Source organism: Mongoliitalea daihaiensis, from assembly GCF_021596945.1.
Lineage (GTDB): Bacteria > Bacteroidota > Bacteroidia > Cytophagales > Cyclobacteriaceae > Mongoliitalea > Mongoliitalea daihaiensis.
In genome coordinates this window covers 1,611,483-1,634,300 of sequence record NZ_CP063779.1, presented here as the reverse complement: position 1 = coordinate 1,634,300, position 22,818 = coordinate 1,611,483, and the positions used below count along the sequence as shown (strand labels likewise).

The following is a 22,818-nucleotide window of genomic DNA, read 5'->3' as shown; positions in this document are numbered from 1 at the left end:
CCCCTTGGCATTTTGCATGCTTTTTTTACTGGCATGTGCAAGTGCTCCAAATAACCAAGTTACCGTCATCCACGATGACTCCGGCATGCGGCTGCAAGTCGATGGCAAGGATTTTATGGTCAATGGTATGAACTGGGATTACTTCCCCATCGGCACCAATTACAATTACAATCTTTGGAAAAAATCTGATGCATTCATCCAAAAAGCCTTGGATGATGAAATGTCACTATTGCAAGCAATGGGCGTCAATGCCATTCGAGTGTACACAGGCATACCTGCCAAGTGGATTACCTACATCTATGAAAATTATGGGATTTACACCATGCTCAATCATTCCTTTGGGAGATATGGAGTAGAAGTAGATGGAACTTGGATGGCAAACACAGAATATGCCGACCCCAGAGTTCAAAAGATTCTTTTGGATGAAGTACGCAAAATGACTCAGGATTATAAAAGTACCCCGGGTTTATTGTTATACTTATTGGGGAACGAAAACAATTACGGACTTTTTTGGGGAGGAGCTGAAACAGAGGATATTCCTGTTCAGGATAAGGAATCTACCAAGCGAGCAAGAGCCATGTATCGTTTATTCAACGAGGCTACCTTGGAAATGAAAAAAATCTCCACCAATCACCCGGTTGCGATTTGTAATGGAGACTTGTTGTTTTTAGAAATCATTGCAGAGGAGTGTAAGGACATTGACATTTTTGGTATCAATATCTACCGAGGGCTTTCTTTTGGCGACACCTATGACAGGGTATTGAATGAATTAAACAAGCCGGTGCTATTGACAGAATTGGGAGCAGATGCTTACCACGCCATCAACAACGAGGAAGATCAAGAATCTCAGGCCATGTATTTGCTGGCCAACTGGAAAGAAATGTACGAAAATGCCGCAGGACTGGGCAAAGCCGGAAATTCTTTAGGAGGGTTTACCTTTCAATTCAGCGATGGTTGGTGGAAAGTAGGACAAACCAAAGACCTCTCCAAACACAATACAGAATCCACTTGGTCCAACGGAGGCTATTTTCATGATTACATGGAGGGCCAAAATAACATGAACGAGGAATGGTTTGGTATCTGTGCCAAAGGAGCTACCACCCAAGATGGGCATTATCCCCTTTATCCTAGAGCAGCATACTACGTACTTCAGCAAGTCCATGAAATCAATCCTTACGCATCAGAGCTAAATTTACAGGATCTTCAAAGCAAATTTAAAAAAATAGATCTCCATGCCGCCAAAGCGAAAGCTATATCCGAAGGTCCTGATACATGAATACACCGGTTAGATTCAATTAAAACTATGGCAGTAGAAGAAAAAATAGAAGCCTTGCTTGCCCAAATGACTCTGGATGAAAAAATCGGTCAGATGACTCAAGTGCGTCATTTTGATGATGTCAGTGTAGAAGATATACAAACAAAGTTTATCGGCTCGGTAATTCATACGCAAGGACCACTTCCCGGAGTAGATGCAGCTGCTTGGCAGGATAAATTCAATGCGTTTCAAAGACAGGCATTATCCACCCGTTTGGGGATTCCCTTGATATTTGGAGTAGATGCTGTGCATGGACAAAACACGTATGAAGGAGCTACTATTTTCCCCCACAATATTGGTTTGGGAGCTGCAAATAACGCAGAGCTAGTCGAAAAAGCCGCCACTATCACCGCAATCGAATCCAAAGCAACTGGTTTTAATTGGGTATTTTCTCCATGCGTAGCCATTCCATTCAATGAAAAATGGGGACGTGTGTATGAGGCATTTTCTGAAAGTACGGATATCACCACCCAACTCACCAAAGCATCCGTGAAAGGTCACCAAGGACCCAATGGAAATTCGGGTGTAATGGCTACAGCCAAGCATTTCATAGGTGATGGTTCCACGGATTATGGCGTGGAAGGCGGAAATACAACGTTAAGTGAGGAAGAAGTCATGAAAAGACTGCTACCCCCCTACCAAGGAGCGATTGAAGCTGGTATTGCCTCCATCATGGCATCATTCAATACCTTGCACGAAGTCCCCATGCATGCGCATAAAGAATTGCTCACAGGATTGTTGAAAGAGACACTTGGCTTCCAAGGAATTTTGGTTTCTGACTGGAAAGCCTATTCCCGCTTTGGACAAAATGCCATCATCAATGCAGGAGTCGATGTGGTTATGGCTGTGGATGGGGATTTGGACATGTTTCAGGAAGGCGTGAAAAAGGGTGTGTTGGAGGGAGAAATACCCGAGGAGCGCATCGATGATGCAGTCCGAAGAATTCTCCGACAAAAATTTAGATTCGGCGTTTTTGACAACCCCTTCCCAGACAAAAGTTTAATACAGAAAATCGGAATTCCAGAACACCGGGCTGTGGCCAAGCAAGCCGTTAGAGAATCTTTGGTGTTATTGAAAAATGAAAACAATATCCTCCCACTCAAAAAATCATCAAAAATTGTGGTAGTGGGAGCGTTTGCCCATAATTCCGGCCTTCAATCAGGAGGTTGGACGGTAAACTGGCAGGGAACAGAAGAAAACTATGCGGGGGCTACAACTATTTTGGAGGGAATACAACGGTTAGCTGGACAAGAAGTCATTTACGATATGGATGGTTCAGCAACTGTGGAAGATGCAGATGTGGCAATCGTTGTCGTGGGAGAAAAACCTTATGCAGAGTTTTTCGGAGATATTGGAGGAGAAATGAATTTGTTCCAACTTACATTGACAGAAGATCATCAGCAATACATCCAAACATATGCCGCCAAAGGAATTCCAACGGTAGTCGTGATGATTTCGGGGAGACCATTGGTAGTTACGGATCAAATCAATCTAAGCGATGCATTTGTAGCAGCTTGGTTGCCAGGTTCGGAAGGCGATGGAATTGCGGAAGTACTCTTTGGGCAATTTGACTTCAAAGGAAAACTTCCTCATTCTTGGCCCAAATCAATAGCGGATTTCGATGGGAAATATGGTCCAAATTATTGGGACACATCCATCACGCCTCTTTTCCCCATTGGTTTTGGATTAACTTATCGGTAACACCTAAACAATAATCCCATGAAATCTAACTTCATTAAGTCCCTTTGCATATGGGTATCATTAGCAGCAGGCTTTTCATGCAGTAGTAATCAATCAACAGAACAATCAGATAAATCTATAAAAGAAGTGACAGCACAAGATATTTTAGGTAATCCGGCCTACAGGGCTATTTCGTACGAAGGGTATAGAGAGAAATCACGAGAGATTCAACCCACAGTAGCACAATTGAAAGAAGATGTGAGAATTTTACATGCGATGGGTATCCGACTCCTTCGGACCTACAACGTACAATTTGCACACGCATCCAATTTGCTCAAAGCCATCTCCGAAATCAAAGCAGAAGACCCTTCCTTTGAAATGTACCTGATGTTAGGCGCATGGATTGACTGCAAAAATGCATGGACTGGTATGGAGCCTGACCATAATATTGAAAGTGAACAAAATGAAGAAGAAATCAACCGTGCCGTAGCGCTTGTCAATCAATATCCCGATATCGTTAAAATCCTTGCCATTGGTAATGAAGCAATGGTCAAATGGGCAACTAGCTATTATGTGCAACCAGATGTCATCCTCAAGTGGGTGAAACATACCCAGGCTTTAAAAGCAGAAGGAAAACTTCCAAAAGATTTGTGGATCACGAGTTCCGATGACTTCTCCTCTTGGGGTGGTGGTGGCCCGGAATATCATATAGAAGACCTGAATGAATTGATTCGCTCCGTGGACTTTATTTCCATGCATACCTATCCTTACCATAACTCCCACTACAATCCAGATTTCTGGAGAGTTCCTGTGGAGGATTCTAAATTGACTGAAATCGAAAAAGTTGACAGAGCCATGATCCGCTCCATTGAATTTGCCAAAGCACAGTACGATTCGGTGACCAATTACATGAAAAGCATTGGCGTAAATAAGCCTGTTCACATTGGTGAAACCGGTTGGGCATCTACTTCAGATGGATTATATGGACCGGAAGGCTCTAGAGCTACCGATGAGTACAAGCAGGCTAAATTTCACCAACTGATGCGTGAATGGACCGATGCGGCAGGTATTTCCTGCTTCTATTTTGAAGGATTCAATGAACCTTGGAAAGACGCCACCAATCCAATCGGTTCAGAAAACCATTTTGGATTATTCACTGAAAAAGGAGAAGCTAAATACGCTTTATGGGATTTGGTAGATCAAGGTGTTTTTGATGGGCTTACCAGAGATGGCAATCCAATTATCAAAACCTTTGGAGGGGACAAAGAAAAAATACTTCAGACAGTGATGGCTCCGCCAGCGAAATAACATACACTTTAACCACTGACATACCATTACAATTAACCACACAACCCAAAATTATGTCAACAACCGCTCGTACAGTCCCTATGGGGCAAAAGATTGCCTTCGGGATGGGCATGCTTGCCAACCAAATGTTTCCCGCTTCACTAGGAATATTTATGGTCGTGCTGGTACAAAATCTGGGATTCCCCGGATGGATGTGGGGGGTAGTCTATTTCCTCCCACGGGTACTTGACGCTGTAACTGACCCTATCATGGGCTTCATCTCTGACAACACAAAGTCCGTTTGGGGTAGAAGGCGTCAATATGTATTTCTTGGAGCCATCATCATGGGAGTTGCTTTCACAGGAATGTGGCAACTATACGGAGAAAATAGTGTAAGCTATAATTTCACCTATTTCTTACTAGGTTCATTCGGCTTTTACATAGGCTTGACCATTTTCAGTGTGCCATATGTCGCTATGGGCTACGAGATGAGTGAAGACTTCCATGAGCGCACTCAGATCATGGCGATTGCCCAATGGATAGGACAATGGGCATGGGTAATCGCCCCCTGGTTTTGGGTGATCATGTACGATCCTAGCTGGTTTCCAAGTCCAGAAGCCGCTACCCGTCAATTATCCATTTGGGTAGCTGTAATCTTTTCTGTTTGCGCGATGATTCCAGCGATATTCATCCCGAGTAAATCAACGAAAAACGAGAATTTCTCACCCCTTACATTTAATGCCATAGGTGATAGTGTTGCACAGATCATCAAAGGTTTCAAGGAAGCTTTTGCTTCGAGACCATTCCGAAAACTTTGTATTTCCACCTTCTTTATCTTCAATGCATTCAATACCGTAGCAGGTTTTGTATTTTTCATTGTCGTATGGCATTTATTTAATGGAGATGCCGGTGCAGCTGGCTATTGGACTCCGATTTTTGGCAGTGTAGGCGCATTGGTGACCACCTTTATTGTGATCCCGATTGTAGCAGCTATGTCCAGAAAAATCGGAAAGAAAAACGCTTTCATGGTATCTCAGGGAATTGCCTTGATAGGCTATGCTTCTTTATGGTTTCTTTTTGTACCCGGAAAACCTTGGATGTTTATTTTCTCCCTACCATTCCACTCCTTCGGTATCGGAAGCCTTTTTGTGCTGATGATGTCCATGACTGCGGATGTCATTGACTTGGACGAATTGAATTACGGAGTGCGAAGAGAAGGCGTGTTTGGTGCAATCTATTGGTACATGGTGAAGTTTGGTTTCGCCATTGCTGGTGGCTTGAGCGGGGTGATTTTGACAGTGGTAGGATTTGATGGCAATGCAGCTGTTCAGCCAGAAGGGGCTGTGGATGGCTTACGGATCTTCTTCTCTGGATTACCCATGCTTGGAACGTTGGCAGCCATGTACCTTATGCATGATTACGATGTAGATGAGGAGCGGGCCAATCAGATCCGTGCGGAATTGAATGCCAGAAAAACAGGAAAAACTGAAGTAACCATCCCACTTTACCAATCCCAAACATCCTTGGTAGTCGCACAACGGGAAGCCTTGAAAACAGATATAGACCTAACTGCACATTCACCTGCGGAAGTGAAAAGCCTTTTCAATGGAATCTTAGGAAGTGGTCTCCATGGTATCTGTTTCAGCCCATACTTAGAAGGACAACAAATTGGCGACCCATTGAGCGAAGAACAGATTTACCGAAGAATGGAAATCATCGCTCCACATACGGAGTGGATACGTTCTTTTTCTTGCACCGGTGGCAACGAACTGATTCCTAAAGCTGCTCGAAAGTTTGGTTTAAAAACCATGACTGGAGCTTGGGTTGATGCGAATAAGGAGATGAATCTACGGGAAATCAACTCTTTGGTGGCACTCGCTAAAGAAGGCTTGGTGGATATTGCTGTGATTGGCAATGAAGTACTGATGAGAGGTGACCTGACCTTAGCAGAACTCATAGCCTATATCCATCAGGTGAAAAAGGAAATCCCCCATGTACCAGTCGCTTATGTAGATACCTACAATCAATTCCTTTCCCATCCTCAACTCATGGAGGCCTGCGATGTGATTTTGGTTAACTGTTATCCGTTTTGGGAAGGAATTCATATTTCCAATGCGAGTAGCCATTTAAGCAATATGTATGAATTGGTAAAAAATGCATCCAACGGAAAGAAAGTGATCATCACCGAAACAGGCTGGCCGGATAAAGGCACAGCCCTGCACGCAGCCGAACCATCGGCAGAAAATGCTGTACACTACTTTATCAATGCCCAGCGTTGGGCTAAGGAATCCCAGGTGGAACTCTTCTACTTCTCCTCTTTCGATGAATCATGGAAGGTAAGACAGGAAGGAGATGTAGGCCAATCTTGGGGTTTATGGAATAAACACGAACAACTAAAATATTGATTACTATGTCATTTAATGCTGACAAAGTCCTGGCGCTGACGGGACGTAATTTTGAAGGACTATCCAAAGAAGAACTTGCAGCACTTTACAATGAAGTACTGGAGTCTGGAATGCACGGATTATGCTTTAGCCCTTATGTAGAAGGTCAACAACCGGGTGATCAACTGACGGAAGAGCAAGTTCGCCGAAGACTGGAAATCATTCGCCCTTACACGAAATGGGTGCGCTCATTTTCTTGTACGGAGGGAAATGAATTGATTCCTATCATCGCCAAAGAACTCGGGATGAAAACACTGGTGGGTGCTTGGCTGGGGAAAGATGATGCTATCAACCAAGCAGAAGTGGCCGGATTAATTAAGTTGGCTAAGGAGGGTTATGTAGATATCGCAGCTGTCGGCAATGAGGTATTGTACCGCAAAGACCTGACCGAAGATGAGTTGCTAGGCTTTATTGAGCATGTGAAACAAGCCATTCCGAAAGTGCCTGTAGGCTATGTAGATGCCTATTATGAGTTTGAACTGAAACCTCGCATTACTAACGCTTGCGATGTGATTTTGGCCAATTGCTACCCATACTGGGAAGGCTGCATGCAGGAGTACTCCTTGGTGTATATCAAAGATATGTATCAGAGAGCGCTAAGAGCTGGCAAAGGCAAAAAGGTAATCATCACCGAAACAGGATGGCCAAGCCAAGGCACTCCCCTGTATGGAGCTGTCCCTTCCGATGAAAACTTTATGAGGTACTTTATCAATATGCAAACCTGGTCCAAAGTGGACAACATAGACATGCACTACTTCTCTTCCTTTGATGAGTCGTGGAAAGTCGGTGCAGAAGGTGATGTGGGGGCCTACTGGGGCATCTGGACCAAAGACGAGGAGCTGAAGTACTGAGAGTGGGAGAGCTTTTAAAAAAATTGCCCTCAATCGGATTTGATTGAGGGCAATTTTGGTTTAAATTCCAGCAAAATTTTTTTTCATAACTCTTATTTTTCAGAAAGAAGCCAAAACAAAGAGAAACTTTGAATCAAACTTCTATGCGCAACTACCCAATCTATCGAATGCCCGAAATTCATTTTTGAAGAAATATTCGGATTCTTATACCTAAAACTTGCTTGAATTGAAAATGCTCCTTCAATTGATGTTTGTTGGGAGATTTCTAATAATTGGCCAGCTTGATCAAATAATCTTCCTCTTCCTGTAATCATTTCTCCTACGAAAATTGATGTCCCCAAACCAATCCAAATAGTTCGATTTGAAAATGATTGAATTTTTCGATCCAAAGACAAATTAACCCTGATATTCTGATTATACCAGAAATGGTTTGGTGCTTTTGAGAACCAAGCTGCAGGTGTACTTTCAAACCCAACACTGATTCTTGGTTTTAATTCAGAGAATAAATTTAAATCTGGACTATATCCAAAATACATACCGACTCCTGGAGTTACACCAGTTTGAAAGCCAAAATCGTATAACAGATTTGTATTTGTTTGAAAATACCATTCAGATTTTCTTTGTGAAAAGCCATTAGTTGACCATAAAATTCCAACCAACAAGAATAACAATTTCATTTAATTTCTAATGATTTGATGTGCCAACGTAAACTGAACTTCAAATTCTCTTCTATTTACACCATAAGCCCAAATCGCAAGAGGTCCTCTGAAACCATTTCCATTATTTGCCATATAGTTTCCATTCAATTCGGAGCACCTCAACCAAGATTGACTAGTCACAAGATATGTCATATTTTTTTCAATATTGATAGTAGAAGAATTAGAGATTATTCCGTTTGAATTAACTGTAGAAACTACAACTGTGGATCTAATTCTATTTGATGGTCTTTTGACTCCAATAATCATTTGTTGATTCAAATTAATGGATTCCCAGCCTGACACCAAAGTCCCATTATTTGGAATAAAATCGGACTTCCAATCAAAATCACCTCTTTTTATTTTCTTTTCATTTATAAAAGGATTAGTACCTGGATTTGTTGCAGAAACTACCCACATCGTTATCCTATTAGGGTGAGGCCATCCTCTAGTATTCCCTGTAATTCTAAACTCAGGCATGGTCCATCTAACAACATCAGTAGGTAAGACATTTGTACAATTTACACCAATTAAATGTGGGAGGTTACCGATTGAAGATATTCGCTCTGTTAAATAATTACTATTATGACTTTTATTTGAATCATCAATTTCTAAAAATTCCCCAATTACGATGGTCGGATTTGTCATAGCATAGTCATCATTTGTCATAACAAGTTCAGGATTTCGATGGTCACTGGAATCTTTTGGAAATAAAATTATCCTGTCTTCTTCATCTAATTTTATTCTATATCCTGGGGTCTCTCCCTTCCAATCCGGGTCATTTGCATATCCTTTAATCTCCATCTCTTCGGTCCACCATGACACTGTCAACTCAGTCAGTTGTTCAGGATTAAAATAGCCCACTAAATACGGAGCAAGAATAGTTATATTATGAGAGTTTATAAAATTGATTAAATCATGTTTATCTAAATCCATCTCTAAAACACGAAAATTCTCTAAATGACTGTAAAAAGCCTGAGCAATCGCTGACCTCTTTTTAGATACCGGATTTTCATTGGTTTGGAGCAAAGCCTTAAGGCTGTAATCAATATCATCTATGTACTCATCAGCTTTTGCCAATTCAAACAATTCCTTTCTTGCCTCCCGATCTTTGAAGACTTCTCCCATAAACAAACTCAGCTCTTTTAACTTGCTTTCGTACTCACTTAGCTCCTTCTTTTGATTGAGTTCCAACAGCTCTTGAGCTAACAAATCTTCCTGTCCAGCATCCTGACAGGAGCTAATAGCCACTAATCCTAAAAATAGGATAGATAGATAGATAAACGTTTTTTCATAATAGTATTATTTGAATTTTTTGCAAATATATTTCGTGATTTAAATCCAAACAATACCCAATTTTGGGTATTTTTATCTATAATTATAGAGGAAATGCTAGAAGATACTCTCAAAATTCACTTGGGTCTAATCCAATAAATTGCCTAAATCGAATTAATATAGGAAATCTCAAGTATACTAGTGAGACACAAATTTTTGAAATCCCCACTCCTTTACTTACCTTCATTTCTGTATGGTAGAATCATTTATCAATTACTTGGAATACGAAAAACGGGCGAGTTCGCATACAGTTTTAGCTTATCGTAAGGATCTGGAGCAGTTTGCGAGGTTCTTATGACAGCAACACTTGAACTCAATTGAATCGAGCTGTACCTGTCATTGAAATATTTATGAAATCCTTCATCAAAAGGCAACCCTAGTCTAAATTGGACAACATAGACATGCACTACTTCTCTTCCTTTGATGAGTCGTGGAAAGTCGGTGCAGAAGGTGATGTAGGTGCCTATTGGGGTATCTGGACCAAAGACGAGGAGCTGAAGTACTGAGTAGGAGAGCTTTTAAAAAAATTGCCCTCAATCGGATTTGATTGAGGGCAATGGTCAACAGATTTTAATAACGCTCTCATGGTTATTGACAATGAAATAATTTATCAATCTACTATTCAAGGCATTTAGTATATTTGATGTATGAATTGGAAAGAACGGATTGTTTCTGACAAAAATGTGCTAATGGGCAAACCTATTATCAAAGGTACGCGCATTTCAATCGAGTTTATTTTGGATAGACTAGCTAATGGCTGGTCAGAAGAAATGATTTTACAATCTTACCCTTTATTGACAAAAGAAGATCTACTTGCTGTTTATTCTTATTTGAATGACCTTGTGAAGGATGGGCTGGTCTATGAAATCAGAGCGAAAGCTTTATGAAATTTTAGCCCTATTTCTATTGGCGAAATTTTATTTGACCTTATAACTAGAGGTATTGATTTTTCTAATTGCTTTACAGTTGTCGATAAAAACTCCATACGGATAAGAAAATATTGAAAACTTTATGAAATCCTTCATCAAAATCAATCCGTTTACTTTATTAGGCAATTTTCGCTGACATCAGTCCCCACCTATACATGGATAATCTAAAACCTATAGCTGAACAACACTTGGTAAAAGGGTGTAAAACCTGATCTCCAAATTGTAATGGTCCTATTTTCTACGGTGACAATTAAAACATCCTCACTAAACGCAGAAACATAGTCTGTATCCTGCTTTTGATTGGAATAGTTTGTTTGCAAACTACTTTCAACTGAAATAGCGAAGTTATTTCCAAGCTGATGGGTGTAACCTAAAATACCTGCAAATCTTAGATTTATTTCTCGATAATTGTCATACCCAATCACATTCCAACCAAATTCGCCAGTATGATCTTTTAAATTTGCTTTTCTATAAAAACCAAAATCTCCACCAACATAAACTGAACAATTTCCAAGGTTCAAGAGCTCTTTTTGTATACCTGTGGAGATATAAAAAGAATTGGTACGATAATCAAGACCCACCCTATTTCCACTAAATGCAGAGTCCAAGTTGGTATATCCTTCTACTCCCAATCTCAGTCTTAGACTAGTCTTTTTGGTAGTTTGAGGATTTAATACCATTCTTCCGAAAATGGAATAGGCGGGAAGCTCATTTTTATCAATCAGAGAAAGGGCATCTAAACCAATCTCCCACCTCGGAATCCTGCCGATATCCTGAGCGCAAAGATGCTCAGAACTCGCTAAAATTAATAATAGCAAGAAAATTAATGATTTAGCAAAGACGCTTGAAAATATATAACCCATAATTTAGAATTCAATTTCAGTAAATTTATTTCTCAATTTTTAATTGAGTTTTAGTGACGTATTTTCCATTTCGGTAATGCATAACATAAATCCCCGAAGGAAGATCTTGAATATTCATAGTTCGCTTCTTAGATATAGTTTCAGATCTTCTGAGAACACCATTTTTATCATATAGAAATAATTGCCCTTCAATAACTTCTTTTCCGGTTTTTTTCTCATGCTGTTCAACCCCTAAAAGTGAAATAGAGACTTCTTCTGAAGATGGGTTTGGATATAGTAAAAGACATAAATCACCGTTTTCTGGATTACAGCCACTCCCTGGAGGGCAAGCAAATTGATCCGAATATAAGTTCGTAGTTTCCCATTCGCTCCAACCGCAGCCATTGTTTACCCTAATTGAAACTGAAGCATCAACAAATTGAGAAGGAGTATAATTAGATACATTTATGACAAAAGTATTTGGATTTGTACCATAATGTGTGGAATAACCATTAGTCACCAGTACTTCATATTGATATGTTGAATTAAAGGGACTAATGTGTGTCACATATACTCCATTAGGACAGACATATGGATACCCTCCTGCCGAAGCTGTAAATGCAGAATTAAAAATATTTTCTGTTTGGATAGGTCCTACATATATTTGTTTTGTGACTACATAATTACATGCACCGGATACAGTAAATCTCAGCGTTGCAATTCCGGGATTTGAACTTGGCAACAAAAATGCTGAAGATCCATTCCCTGAAGAGGAAATAACTCGATTGGATGGGATAACAGTCCATGAAATTAGAGAATTTACTGGAGCATCATTCAACGAAAATGTACTACCACTTGTACAAACAGATTCATTTGGAGGACCTAAAATAGTTCCAGCATTTTGTGGTGAAATTGATTTGGACGTTGCAATTGTACATCCTGAACTTAAGGATATATTTACTGATATTGTTTGTAATGTAGAACCAGAAGGTATAATCATCCTTGTTCTACCAGTTCCTGTCATCGTCCATCCAGACGGCAAAGTCCATATATAACTATCCGAAACAGCACAAGGCAAATCTTGTACAGAAGCTAAAAAAGGTACTCCACATTTTATATCATTCGGAGTTGAAATTGCTAGGGCAGGTGTCCTATTTATAAGAATTGTTCTTGGAAGACTAAAATGTGGAATACCTCTTCCTTCTGTATCTGTCCAAGCTCTAACTTTAACACTCTCATTAATATTTCCACAATTTGGAAAAAAACTTTGATTGAAAGCGCTTGCTGATGTAAACAATCGCGCAGATCCATTGGATGTTGAACCATCAGCATACTTCCAGCCAGCAGGTATAGTCCATTCATATCCAGATGCAGCTCTACCTACTCCATTTGGAATTGCCATAGGTGATACACTAAATGCAACTGCTGAAGTCTGACAAATAGGTATCGATTGAAGATCAGAGTTGTTTATTCTAGAAGGAATTTCTGCTGTTATTGACATTACATGATACGAATTTGAAGATTCAAAACTGGTGTTGAAGCCAGCATTATTACATTAACCTAACGTGATTTTAACTTTAGCGAGACTTTCATTACGTGTTTTTTGATTTCCCCAAGTTACTAACACCGCATCAAGTGTTGGATTAATTATGGCCGAGGCGCCTTCGTTACCAATAACACTTGCAATTCTTAAACTGCAAGTGGGTGTAATTATATTAACATCATCAACTGTATAACCCAAACTAAATGATGTTTGCTCTCCATACCAAAAAGGTGATGAACCAAATGGAGAAAATGTAACCTTTGGTGTTTGGAAAAAAAAAGAAATTAAAATCAAAAACAATAGCGAAAAGAAATATAAGATTTTCATAATTAAAAGTTTAAAGTCAAAAACACTTGATAAAATGGTAAAACCCCAAATTCAAACTTCTCAGATGAAACAGACCCATAAGCTATCCTATCCCCTCGAGGAGTTGTTAAATTATACAATTCTTCCATTTGAGTTTTCCCCAGAAAAAACCCTGATTCAAAAGAAAGTTTCAAATGAGGGAATAGGTTATAACTAAACCCAATAAAGCTATTAAAATTTATAGAAGTTACCGTTTTATCCAAGGTGCCACTATCTAACCCACCTTCTACGGCATCACTTCTAAGAAGAGTTTCTCTGAAACCTTTTTCTTTTGAAAATAAAAAATCCCCTCCAATATACATTGAATTCCTTGGCCTACTTATAATTTCTCGTTGATAACCAAGTAATATTATCGTATTAACAGCTTCATTAGCTTGAAAAAAAACAGAAGGTCCATTTGGACTATTATTTTCAAAATCATCGATTTGATAACCTACCCTAGCTCTGATAAAACTCCCCTTATCTGCACCAGGGTTAATCCTATACCTACCAAAAACAGAATAAGATGGCAGTTGATTTTTGGAAAAAAGAGATAAAGCATCAATTCCCACTTCCCACATATTTGATTCATTTTGTCCATAACTAGAAAAAATAAAAAAGAAAGAAAAAATTAATAGCATAGCGTTTTTATATTTCATATTTTTTTTAACTAAATAATTTTTTAAAGATGAATATTTTATTTAATAATCCCAGACAATACTAAGGAATATTTACTAAACAATTAAAAATTAGAAATAAACAATTAGTTTATTACTATTTTTTGAAATCCCCACTCCTTTACTTACCTTCATTTTCCTATGGTAGAATCATTTATCAATTACTTGGAATACGAAAAGCGGGCGAGTGCGCATACGGTTTTAGCTTATCGTAAGGATTTGGAGCAGTTTGCGGAGTTTTGTAAGACATCCTTTGAAAAGGAGGATATCAGCTTGGCCGAACATGCCGAAATCCGAGCTTGGGTGATTGATTTAGTGGATACCAAGTTGAGTCCAACATCTATCAATAGAAAAATAGCCACCCTCCGCTCATTTTATAAGTTTCTCCTCCGCTCAGGTGAAATCTCCAAAGACCCAACCTATAAAATCAAAGCGCTGAAAACGCCCAAGCGACTACCTGAATTTGTCCAAGAGGAGGCCATCGATAAAATCCTAGAAGAAATCAATTACCCTATCGACTTTGAGGGACAGCGAGACCGCATGGTCATGGATTTTTTGTATTTGACAGGAGTACGTCTTTCAGAACTTACTCAGCTCCAATGGAAAGATATAGACCTAGCCCAGCAGCAAGTCAAGGTATTCGGAAAACGCAAAAAAGAAAGAATAATTCCCATCATTTCGAGGCTTCAGGAAAATATAATTTCATACAAAAAAGTATTTGAAGAAACATTTCCGAATACAAAAGAAAGTGACTATTTTATCGTTACTAAAGAGAAGGAGCAAGCATACCCTATGATGATATATCGAATTGTCAGACATTATTTAGATCTCTTTGCTCAAACGACCAAGCGAAGTCCGCATTTGTTGAGACATACCTTTGCCACCCACTTGCTTAACAAAGGGGCAGATCTCAATGCAGTAAAAGACCTTTTGGGACATGCCAACCTCGCCGCGACGCAAGTGTATACGCATAATTCTATGGAAAAACTCAAGGCTGTGTATAACCAAGCACATCCGAAAGCTTAATATACGTTTAACTTTAAACCAGTAATGTTATGAAACTTCAAATGCATTCCATCCATTTCGACGCAGACCAAAAGCTGATCGACTTTATCCAGAAAAAAGCGGATAAATTGGATACGTTTTACGACCGCATTGTCGATGGTGAAGTTTTTATGAGACTTGACAAAAACGAAAAGAATGAAAATAAAATTGTAGAAATCAAACTCAATGTGCCCGGCAAAATTCTCTTTGCCAAGCAACAAGCGGACTCCTTCGAAGCTGCTACGGATGAGGCCGTCGAAGCACTCCGGAGACAATTGAAGAAGTTTAAAGAAAAAGTGGTCCTAGCCCACCAATAACAACAAGCCTCGCAATAGCGGGGCTTTTTTTGTTAGAAAAACCATGGAATAAGATTTCCTCGAAAAAGAGAAACCATTAAGGAGTTAAGGAACATTAAGGGCAAACCTTCATTCCCTTAATACCTTAATGGTAAAAAACAGTGAAGGAAATTTGTCCGGAAAAGAGAAACCATTAAGAAGTTAAGAATCATGAAGAAAAACCTTAATACCTTAATGGCAACAAAACCATAGACCGAGATTTTTGAAGGAAAAACGAACCATTAAGGAGTTAAGGAACATTAAGGGCAAACCTTCATTCCCTTAATACCTTAATGGTAAAAAACAGTAAAGGAAATTTGTCCGGAAAAGAGAAACCATTAAGGAGTTAAGAATCATGAAGAAAAACCTTAATACCTTAATGGCAACAAAACCATAGACCGAGATTTTTGAAGGAAAAACGAACCATTAAGGAGTTAAGGAACATTAAGGGCAAACCTTCATTCCCTTAATACCTTAATGGTAAAAAACAGTAAAGGAAATTTGTCCGGAAAAGAGAAACCATTAAGAAGTTAAGGAACATGAAGAAAAACCTTCATTCTCTTAATACCTTAATGGTAAAACACCATTTACTAAATTTTTTTCGCTACCCCAGATTTCCACCCAAAATAGGTAAACAATAAGCTACAAACTAGCAGCAAATAAATCAACAAATTCCAATCCTGCCAGATATCAAAAGCAATCCCAAATAGTAAAGGACCCAATGCGGCGAGATAATATCCCGTCGATTGAGACATGCCTGAAAGAGAGGCAGTGGTTTGTTCGGCATCAGTTCTCAGACCAATCAAGGTATAAGCTAACGAAATACTGGAGCCTAAGCCAATTCCTACCAAAGTAAGCCCAGCGTAATTGATCCAAAGACTTCCACTAAACAAGGTCATGAATCCAATCACATACATCCCTCCTAATACCAACACCATCCCCACCTGATCTTTGAATTTAACAGCGATAATTGGTGCTAAAAACGAACCCAACAACCCCACTAACTGCATCACCGAAATCAATACCCCCGCCTGCACAGGACTCAATCCCCGATCAATCATCATATCCGGCAACCAGGCAACAATGGTGAAAAACAACAAAGATTGCACACCCATAAACAAACTCACTTGCCAAGCCAAACGAGATTTCCATACATTGACTTTGGGAATGTCTGATTGTTGTTGCTTTCCCTGAACCTTCACAGCTGCCTGAGGAGCCCAAACCAAAATTCCGATAAGCAGTAACACAGCCCAAAACAACAAAGAACCTCGCCAGCCCCAATCGAAGTCCAACGCCAAAGGAGCCGAAATCCCCGATGCAATCGCCGCAAATAAAGTCATCCCAGTAGTATAGGAGGCCGTGGCAACACCGATTTTGTGGGGCAAGCGGTTTTTAATTAATGGTATCAGTAGCACATTACAAATGACAATCCCTACCCCTGTGATGCCAGTTCCTACAAACAGGAGCCAAGAACCTCCCTGAACACGTAGAATTGTACCTGCCAAAATGAGGACCAAGGCCCAAAAAATAGCCTGTGAATTCCCCAAGCGCTTACCTATAGCTGCCGAAAACAAGGAAAAGGTAGCAAATGTCAACAAAGGTAAAGTGGTCAGAAAACCAGCCCAGCCATTGCTCAAACCCAAATCCTCCCGAATCATTGGAATCAAAGGACCTACAGCCGTGATCGAAGGCCGCAAATTAAAAGCAACCAACAAAATCCCAAAAAACAAAAACCCATTACTCTGGGCCAACTTTTTTATTTCCACCTTTTTTGTTCTAAACCGCAAAGATGCAAAGGCAACGCAAAGAACCCAAAGATTATTTTTCTCTCTATCAGCGACCTTTGCTCAAAACTTTGAGACCTTTGCAGTTACTATTTCTTAGGAACGAATCGTCTTTCTCAACCCACCACACCTATTTCAACTTTATTTTAAGTCGAAGCGAAATTTCAATATCAATTAATATCCAATATCAATCAATATCTTTTCTATCCACAGATTATACTGATTTACAGATATTTTGCTGACGCAAGTTGGAATTGGCTCGACTAATTATTATTTCAACCCTTATTTCCACCTTATTTCAATCCACAAGGAATACCAATATCACTCTCAAATTTTCCAAAGCGCCTCTCTGCGCCCTCTGCTCAAACCTCCGAGACCTTGGCGGTTACATTTCCTGGAAACGAAACTTCCTCCTTAACCCACCACCCCTATTTCAACTTTATTTTAAGTCGAAGCGAAATTTCAATATCAATTAATATCCAATATCAATCAATATCTTTTCTATCCACAGATTATACTGATTTACAGATATTTTGCTGACGCAAGTTGGAATTAGCTAGACTAATTATTATTTCAATCCTTATTTCAATCCACAGGAGAAACTCAATATCAAATAATATCTATCAATATCTCCAAAATCAACTATTCTCCTCCACCAACTCCTTCACACACTCCACCCAAGTATCATTGGAATTTAAGCTTGGTACTAAATCCCATTGTTCACCACCTAATTCGATGAATTCTTCTTTGTATTCCTGTCCAACTTCCACCGTAGTTTCCAAACAATCTGCCACGAAAGCCGGAGAGAACACCAACACCTTTTTGATGCCGTCTTTTGCTAATTCCTCGATTACATCCTCCGTGTAAGGCTGAATCCAAGTATCCTTTCCAAGCCTTGACTGGAAGCAAGTGATGGTTTTTTCCATAGGAATACCCAACTTTTCTGCAATCAGACGGGTGGTATAAAAACACTGCCCTCTATAGCAAAATTGATTCTTCTTGGTATAATTCCCACAGCATTTATCACTCAATTGACAATAGTTATCTACCGAGCCTTTCTTTATCTGTCTTGCAGGAAGTCCGTGATAGGAGAACAGGTATTTGTCATACTCCTGCTTAGCCATCCACTCTCTACCCAATTCAGCCCAAGCTTCCAAGAATAAAGGATGCTCCACAAAATTATTGACAAAAGAGATATTAGGAATAATCTGCCAAGTACGGGCAATTTCCATTACTTTATCTACGACAGAGCCATTGGTAGCAGATGCGTACTGGGGGAATAATGAAATAACAATGATCTTTCTGACATTGGCCTTGTTAAGTTTATTCAATCCTTCCTCAATACTGGGAGTTTGATAACGCATGGCCATTTCTACTATGTACTTATCGGAATCCAATTTTTCAGTCAGCTTGTCGCGCAGATCTACAGTATGAAACATCAAAGGGGATCCCCTTTCTTCCCACACTTTTCTATATTCAGCCGCAGATTTGAAGGATCGAAAAGGGGCGATGATCAAATTCACCAACATCCAGCGAGGGATAAATGGAAAATCAATCACCCGTCCGTCCATGAGAAACTCTCTCAAGTATTTTCTCACATCACCTACAGCAGTGCTGTCGGGAGTTCCCAAATTCACCAGCAATACACCAATTTTTGCCTTATTCTTACTCATTTTTACGTATTGTAATGTCTATTTTTCCATTAAAAACCAAAAGTACTGCCTTTGGTTACAAATTTCTAATTGAATCTTTGTATGAACGATTGATGGAGCTAGGAAGCAGCTTCGCGCTCTTCTTTTGCCGCTTTCAGCGACCATTTCATCAAAGGGCCACTGCTCATACTCGTTACAATCGCCATGATGACCAAAGCTACAAAGAGCTTTTCCCCGATCAATCCATTTTCCAACGCAATCAATCCTAAAATAATTTCCATGGCTCCACGAGCGTTCATCCCAAATCCCACCGCCAAAGACTCTTTGACATTGAAACCTCCTTTGTAGGCCCCAAAACCACTGCCCACAATTTTACCAGCAAATGAAATCACTAGAATTGCCAGCGTCAGTAACAAATCAAAATTGGTGAAGAAATTAATCTTAAGACCGATAGATACGAAAAAAAGCGGTGCAAAGATGTTGTTGATGAATTGATGAACAATTTCTTTGGCACGCTCAGACATATGTTCGGAGTCACCTAAAGCTACTCCTAACAAGAATGCACCAAAAATCGCATGGATTCCAAGCCATTCAGTAAAGGCCGCTGCCATAAAACAAAATGCCATGGAAAGGGATAATACCCCACCAGGCCAAGCCAATTTTTTATTGATCCAAGGCAGGGCTTTATTGATGATAAACTTCCCGATGGTCAACATAAAGAAAGTAAACAGCAGGGTGATTCCTATCGTCTGCATCAACGACAAGTTTCCTGCTTTTCCCATAAAGGATAAAATCACAGAAAAAATCAACCAACCGATAATATCATTGACCATGGCAGAAGCTACAATCAACATCCCCATCTTGGTCTTAAATAAATCCAAATCCATCAGAATCCGTACAACGACAGGCAGCGCTGTAATGGACATGGCAGTTCCCATAAACAATGAAAACAATAATCGATCACCTTCTACCAACCCAAAAAACTCCGGGAAATAATAAGGAAATACAAATCCAAGAATAAATGGCACAATTAAGCCTAATAAACTTATACTGAGCGCAGATTTTCCCTGGGACCATACTAGATGCAACTCCACTTCCAAGCCTGCAATAAATAGCAGCAAGACAACGGCAATCTGCACAAAACCATCCAAAGCCAAATTGGCATTGGGATTACTCAAAAATAGATCCTGAAATAACTCCGGAAAGAATGTCCCTAAGATAGTAGGCCCTAATAAAATGCCCGCTAACAGCTCACCCACCACAGCGGGTTGCTTAAATTTTTGTGCAATCTCAGCAAATATCCTCGCCAGCAGCAACATGGCCGCTAGCATCAGAAATAGATTGACTACATCTTGATGCGATAAATGTTCCATGAAGCGCTTACTTTTTTACGATCAATAAATTACACGGAAGGTCACTGAGAATGTCCTCCAAATCATGCGGAAAAAGCCTGTCTAAAAACCCAAGCTTTCCCTCATCTCCTACAATCAACAAATCAGCTTTTATATCGCTGGCAAATTTAGCCAATTCGACTGCCCACTTTCCGCAGGTAATCTTCACATTGACTCTTAGATTGCCTTTATCCAATCCTTTTAGAATTTGTTCCACATACTCCACCTCTTCCGAGACCAGCTTTCTTCGGGTGTTTGCAATCTCAGACTCTCCCCCCTCTCCAGCAGCAGCCATCTGCATGCCATACATTTTTATTTCATTTACAATAAAAACTTGTCTGGCTTGATCTTTTTTACACCAATCCAAGCCCTGAGCAATCACCCTCGGAGTCTGCTCTTGTTGCGTTCCGTTAATGACTACTTTATCAAATGGCGTCGGGTTTTCTAATGGTTCTATCAGCATCAATACGGAGCATTTCGATCTCCGAATGATTTTTCTTGCAATCGAACCTATGTAATATTGTAATAAGCCTTCTTGTTTCAACGCTCCAGCTACCAACAAATCTACTCCCTGCTCCTCACATACCTGCATGATTTTGTTGGCCGGCTTTCCCTGTTCCCAATAGATCTTCACTTTATCCAAAACCTGAAGCTTGTCCAAAGCATCATGTAAGGTTTGTACTTGAGCATCTTCTTTTTCTCCCACATGAATCAAAATCAACTCTGCATCAAAAACTTCAGATAAGCGCTTGGCTTCTGCTATCAACGATGCAAAACGTGGGGAGAAAGCTATAGCTAGGGCGATCTTTTTAAACATAACACGGAAATTTCAACTGGTAAAATACCACTTTTATTTGCTTTTGAGTAAGAAAAATAAAAATGTTATAAGAACGGAAAATTCTCAAATCCATTTATCCATCACTTTAACCACTTAGCAAAGCTTTATTCAGGCTACTCGAAGGGAAATTTCGTACACGAGCTTTTTTTTGTAACATAGAGGTCGAATAGCCTCTTCGGCATTTCGACAATCAGAATATAACCTCAAAATTTATGAAGAAAAACCTACTATCATGGGTTGCCGGAGCTGGATTGCTTTTTGCTGTCCAATCCGAATCCTTGGCGCAGGGTGACTACCCAACACTGAGCCAACTTACCCAGCGGCTACAAGCCATCTCTGGCAGCGGCAGTACTGCCAAACTCAGCTCTCTCACCAAAACAGAGGGTGGAAAAGATATTTGGGTACTCAAAGTCGGTAAAGGTGATTTGGATAATAAACCCGCTATCGCAGTAGTTGGTGGCGTGGAAGGATTTCATGTACTGAGTGTGGAACTCGCTTTACAATTTGCTGAATCATTGGTTAAAGACAACAATGCAGCACTTGACAAAAATACATTTTATGTATTTCCCAACATGTCTCCAGATGCCTACGAGCAATACCATGCATCCTTAAAGTATGAACGGAGAGGAAATGCCGCCAAAGTGGATCAGGATAGAGATGGTCAAGTATCAGAAGATGGATACGTTGATCTGAACAAAGATGGAATGATCACCATGATGCGTGTAGAAAGCCCCCTAGGTGATTACTACGTACATGAAAAAGATCCCCGCGTCATGGTCAAAGCTGACCGAAGTAAAGGGGAAAGGGGTACACACATGCTGATGAGCGAATCCCGTGACAATGACAAAGATGGAATGTTTGGTGAGGATTTGGAAGAAGGAATTGCCTTCAACCGCTCCTTGACTTACAAGTTTCCGATATTTACTCCTCTAGCAGGCGAATTTGCTGTTTCTCAAAAAGAAGGAAGAGCCATGTTGGATTACTTGTTCGATCAATGGAATATTTTTGCAATTTTCACTTTCTCTCCTGCAAATAACTTATCCTCTCCCTTAAAGTTCAATGCGGCAGAAGCACGCAAAAGAATTGTCACTTCCATGTTGGAAAAAGATGTCGCCATCAACAGCATGGTTTCAGGTATCTACAACAAAACGGTGTCCCCAAAAGCATACAATCAAACGAATCAAGGTACAGATGGAGACTTTTTCCAGTGGGCTTATTTCCACTTTGGACGACTAAGCTTCTCTACTCCAGGCTGGTGGGTGCCTGAATTCAAGGATGCTGACGGAAAATCTAATCCAAATGCAGAAGCAAACTTCCTTGCTTGGGCAGATAGTGAAGGCGTTGATGCATTTGTAGATTGGCAAGCAGTTACGCATCCAGACCTTCCTGGGCAGAAAGTAGAAGTAGGAGGTATCAAGCCATTTGTCATGTACAATCCTCCTTTTGAAAAAGTTGCCGACATTGCAAAAGAGCATAACGAGTTTATCTTAAAATTAGCTGAAATGAGTCCTAAGTTGGAGTTCCACAACCTTCAAACCGAAAAACTCAGCAATGGCCTTACGCGCATCACTGTAGATTTATTCAACAACTCTCCACTGCCGACGCATTCTGATATGGGTGTTCGCTCCAGATGGTTGAGAAGAGTGAGAGTAGATATCAACCGTGACGCCAAAGATTTAATCGCAGGTGATAAAATCAAGCTAATCAATAAAATCGACGCTTTTGACAAGACCACGTTGACTTGGGTAGTAAAAGGTTCGGGAAGTGTTGACATCAAAGCAGGTGCAGCACATACAGGATTTGCTACGTTAAACGTGAAACTTTAATCCAT

General features: G+C 40.0%; 19 protein-coding genes and 1 pseudogene. 10 read left to right on the top strand and 10 right to left on the bottom strand.

Going from position 1 to position 22,818, the window contains the following annotated elements; genetic code table 11:
- Nucleotides 1-16 precede the first annotated feature (16 nt).
- Genes IPZ59_RS06880 through IPZ59_RS06860 form a run of 5 tightly spaced genes read left to right on the top strand, consistent with a single transcriptional unit; the run spans nt 17 to nt 7,577 of the window.
- Entirely contained in the window at nt 17-1,276 is a 1,260-nt protein-coding gene (locus tag IPZ59_RS06880; RefSeq protein ID WP_236139139.1) for a glycoside hydrolase family 2 TIM barrel-domain containing protein, read from the top strand.
- A gap of 27 nt (nt 1,277-1,303) precedes the next feature.
- A complete protein-coding gene (locus IPZ59_RS06875) occupies nt 1,304-3,016 on the top strand; it encodes a glycoside hydrolase family 3 protein (RefSeq protein ID WP_236139138.1) in 1,713 nt (570 codons plus the stop codon).
- A gap of 18 nt (nt 3,017-3,034) precedes the next feature.
- Nucleotides 3,035-4,303 (top strand): glycosyl hydrolase family 17 protein, encoded by a 1,269-nt coding sequence (locus IPZ59_RS06870; protein ID WP_236139137.1) that lies wholly within the window; start codon nt 3,035-3,037, stop codon nt 4,301-4,303.
- Between the two features lie 53 nt (nt 4,304-4,356).
- Entirely contained in the window at nt 4,357-6,687 is a 2,331-nt protein-coding gene (locus tag IPZ59_RS06865) for an MFS transporter (protein WP_236139136.1), read from the top strand.
- Between the two features lie 5 nt (nt 6,688-6,692).
- Nucleotides 6,693-7,577, top strand: coding sequence for a glycoside hydrolase family 17 protein (locus IPZ59_RS06860; protein ID WP_236139135.1), 885 nt, complete (start codon nt 6,693-6,695; stop codon nt 7,575-7,577).
- Nucleotides 7,578-7,669: 92 nt separating this feature from the next.
- Here the strand turns inward: IPZ59_RS06860 and IPZ59_RS06855 are convergent, their stop codons facing one another.
- Both IPZ59_RS06855 and IPZ59_RS06850 read right to left on the bottom strand, forming a co-directional pair.
- Nucleotides 7,670-8,254, bottom strand: a complete 585-nt coding sequence (locus tag IPZ59_RS06855; RefSeq protein ID WP_236139134.1) for a hypothetical protein — start codon at nt 8,252-8,254, stop codon at nt 7,670-7,672.
- Nucleotides 8,255-9,466: a hypothetical protein gene (locus IPZ59_RS06850; RefSeq protein WP_236139133.1), complete on the bottom strand. Its 1,212-nt coding sequence runs from the start codon at nt 9,464-9,466 to the stop codon at nt 8,255-8,257.
- 334 nt (nt 9,467-9,800) lie between these two features.
- Between IPZ59_RS06850 and IPZ59_RS06845 the strand changes: the two are divergent.
- Both IPZ59_RS06845 and IPZ59_RS06840 read left to right on the top strand, forming a co-directional pair.
- Nucleotides 9,801-9,899, top strand: a pseudogene (locus tag IPZ59_RS06845) (site-specific integrase); the annotation flags it as partial.
- A 355-nt stretch (nt 9,900-10,254) separates the two neighbouring features.
- Nucleotides 10,255-10,494, top strand: a complete 240-nt coding sequence (locus IPZ59_RS06840; RefSeq protein ID WP_236139132.1) for a DUF433 domain-containing protein — start codon at nt 10,255-10,257, stop codon at nt 10,492-10,494.
- A 206-nt stretch (nt 10,495-10,700) separates the two neighbouring features.
- On the opposite strand, the gene IPZ59_RS06835 is transcribed toward IPZ59_RS06840, so the two are convergent.
- The 4 genes from IPZ59_RS06835 to IPZ59_RS06820 form a co-directional block, all read right to left on the bottom strand.
- On the bottom strand, nt 10,701-11,354 hold the full coding sequence (locus IPZ59_RS06835) for a hypothetical protein (protein ID WP_236139131.1): 654 nt from the start codon (nt 11,352-11,354) through the stop codon (nt 10,701-10,703).
- A gap of 70 nt (nt 11,355-11,424) precedes the next feature.
- A complete protein-coding gene (locus IPZ59_RS06830; RefSeq protein WP_236139130.1) occupies nt 11,425-12,879 on the bottom strand; it encodes a T9SS type A sorting domain-containing protein in 1,455 nt (484 codons plus the stop codon).
- Between the two features lie 54 nt (nt 12,880-12,933).
- The gene (locus tag IPZ59_RS06825) at nt 12,934-13,248 is read right to left on the bottom strand and encodes a hypothetical protein (protein WP_236139129.1); all 315 of its coding nucleotides are present in this window, start codon (nt 13,246-13,248) and stop codon (nt 12,934-12,936) included.
- Between the two features lie 2 nt (nt 13,249-13,250).
- Nucleotides 13,251-13,925 (bottom strand): hypothetical protein, encoded by a 675-nt coding sequence (locus IPZ59_RS06820; RefSeq protein ID WP_236139128.1) that lies wholly within the window; start codon nt 13,923-13,925, stop codon nt 13,251-13,253.
- 159 nt (nt 13,926-14,084) lie between these two features.
- On the opposite strand from IPZ59_RS06820, the gene IPZ59_RS06815 reads away from it, so the two are divergent.
- Nucleotides 14,085-14,969, top strand: a complete 885-nt coding sequence (locus IPZ59_RS06815) for a tyrosine-type recombinase/integrase (protein WP_189579263.1) — start codon at nt 14,085-14,087, stop codon at nt 14,967-14,969.
- Between the two features lie 29 nt (nt 14,970-14,998).
- On the top strand, nt 14,999-15,304 hold the full coding sequence (gene hpf, locus IPZ59_RS06810) for a ribosome hibernation-promoting factor, HPF/YfiA family (protein ID WP_189579264.1): 306 nt from the start codon (nt 14,999-15,001) through the stop codon (nt 15,302-15,304).
- A 608-nt stretch (nt 15,305-15,912) separates the two neighbouring features.
- On the opposite strand, the gene IPZ59_RS06805 is transcribed toward hpf, so the two are convergent.
- The 4 genes from IPZ59_RS06805 to IPZ59_RS06790 form a co-directional block, all read right to left on the bottom strand.
- Entirely contained in the window at nt 15,913-17,088 is a 1,176-nt protein-coding gene (locus IPZ59_RS06805) for a CynX/NimT family MFS transporter (RefSeq protein ID WP_236139127.1), read from the bottom strand.
- A gap of 656 nt (nt 17,089-17,744) precedes the next feature.
- Entirely contained in the window at nt 17,745-18,779 is a 1,035-nt protein-coding gene (gene hemH / locus IPZ59_RS06800; RefSeq protein ID WP_236139126.1) for a ferrochelatase, read from the bottom strand.
- Nucleotides 18,780-18,877: 98 nt separating this feature from the next.
- Nucleotides 18,878-20,131, bottom strand: coding sequence for a cation:proton antiporter (locus IPZ59_RS06795; RefSeq protein ID WP_236139125.1), 1,254 nt, complete (start codon nt 20,129-20,131; stop codon nt 18,878-18,880).
- Nucleotides 20,132-20,138: 7 nt separating this feature from the next.
- A complete protein-coding gene (locus tag IPZ59_RS06790) occupies nt 20,139-20,966 on the bottom strand; it encodes a universal stress protein (RefSeq protein WP_236139124.1) in 828 nt (275 codons plus the stop codon).
- A gap of 233 nt (nt 20,967-21,199) precedes the next feature.
- Here IPZ59_RS06790 and IPZ59_RS06785 point away from each other — a divergent pair, with 233 nt between their 5' ends.
- Nucleotides 21,200-22,813 carry a M14 family metallopeptidase gene (locus IPZ59_RS06785; protein ID WP_236139123.1) on the top strand — a complete coding sequence of 538 codons (1,614 nt, stop codon included), beginning with the start codon at nt 21,200-21,202 and terminating at the stop codon, nt 22,811-22,813.
- Nucleotides 22,814-22,818 lie beyond the last annotated feature (5 nt).

Coding starts and splice junctions, on each gene's coding strand:
- IPZ59_RS06880 (WP_236139139.1), top strand. CDS start 17: ATGCTTTTTTTACTGGCATGTGCAAGTGCTCCAAATAACCAAGTTACC.
- IPZ59_RS06875 (WP_236139138.1), top strand. CDS start 1,304: ATGGCAGTAGAAGAAAAAATAGAAGCCTTGCTTGCCCAAATGACTCTG.
- IPZ59_RS06870 (WP_236139137.1), top strand. CDS start 3,035: ATGAAATCTAACTTCATTAAGTCCCTTTGCATATGGGTATCATTAGCA.
- IPZ59_RS06865 (WP_236139136.1), top strand. CDS start 4,357: ATGTCAACAACCGCTCGTACAGTCCCTATGGGGCAAAAGATTGCCTTC.
- IPZ59_RS06860 (WP_236139135.1), top strand. CDS start 6,693: ATGTCATTTAATGCTGACAAAGTCCTGGCGCTGACGGGACGTAATTTT.
- IPZ59_RS06855 (WP_236139134.1), bottom strand. CDS start 8,254: ATGAAATTGTTATTCTTGTTGGTTGGAATTTTATGGTCAACTAATGGC.
- IPZ59_RS06840 (WP_236139132.1), top strand. CDS start 10,255: ATGAATTGGAAAGAACGGATTGTTTCTGACAAAAATGTGCTAATGGGC.
- IPZ59_RS06830 (WP_236139130.1), bottom strand. CDS start 12,879: ATGTCAATAACAGCAGAAATTCCTTCTAGAATAAACAACTCTGATCTT.
- IPZ59_RS06825 (WP_236139129.1), bottom strand. CDS start 13,248: ATGAAAATCTTATATTTCTTTTCGCTATTGTTTTTGATTTTAATTTCT.
- IPZ59_RS06820 (WP_236139128.1), bottom strand. CDS start 13,925: ATGAAATATAAAAACGCTATGCTATTAATTTTTTCTTTCTTTTTTATT.
- IPZ59_RS06815 (WP_189579263.1), top strand. CDS start 14,085: ATGGTAGAATCATTTATCAATTACTTGGAATACGAAAAGCGGGCGAGT.
- hpf (WP_189579264.1), top strand. CDS start 14,999: ATGAAACTTCAAATGCATTCCATCCATTTCGACGCAGACCAAAAGCTG.
- hemH (WP_236139126.1), bottom strand. CDS start 18,779: ATGAGTAAGAATAAGGCAAAAATTGGTGTATTGCTGGTGAATTTGGGA.
- IPZ59_RS06795 (WP_236139125.1), bottom strand. CDS start 20,131: ATGGAACATTTATCGCATCAAGATGTAGTCAATCTATTTCTGATGCTA.
- IPZ59_RS06790 (WP_236139124.1), bottom strand. CDS start 20,966: ATGTTTAAAAAGATCGCCCTAGCTATAGCTTTCTCCCCACGTTTTGCA.
- IPZ59_RS06785 (WP_236139123.1), top strand. CDS start 21,200: ATGAAGAAAAACCTACTATCATGGGTTGCCGGAGCTGGATTGCTTTTT.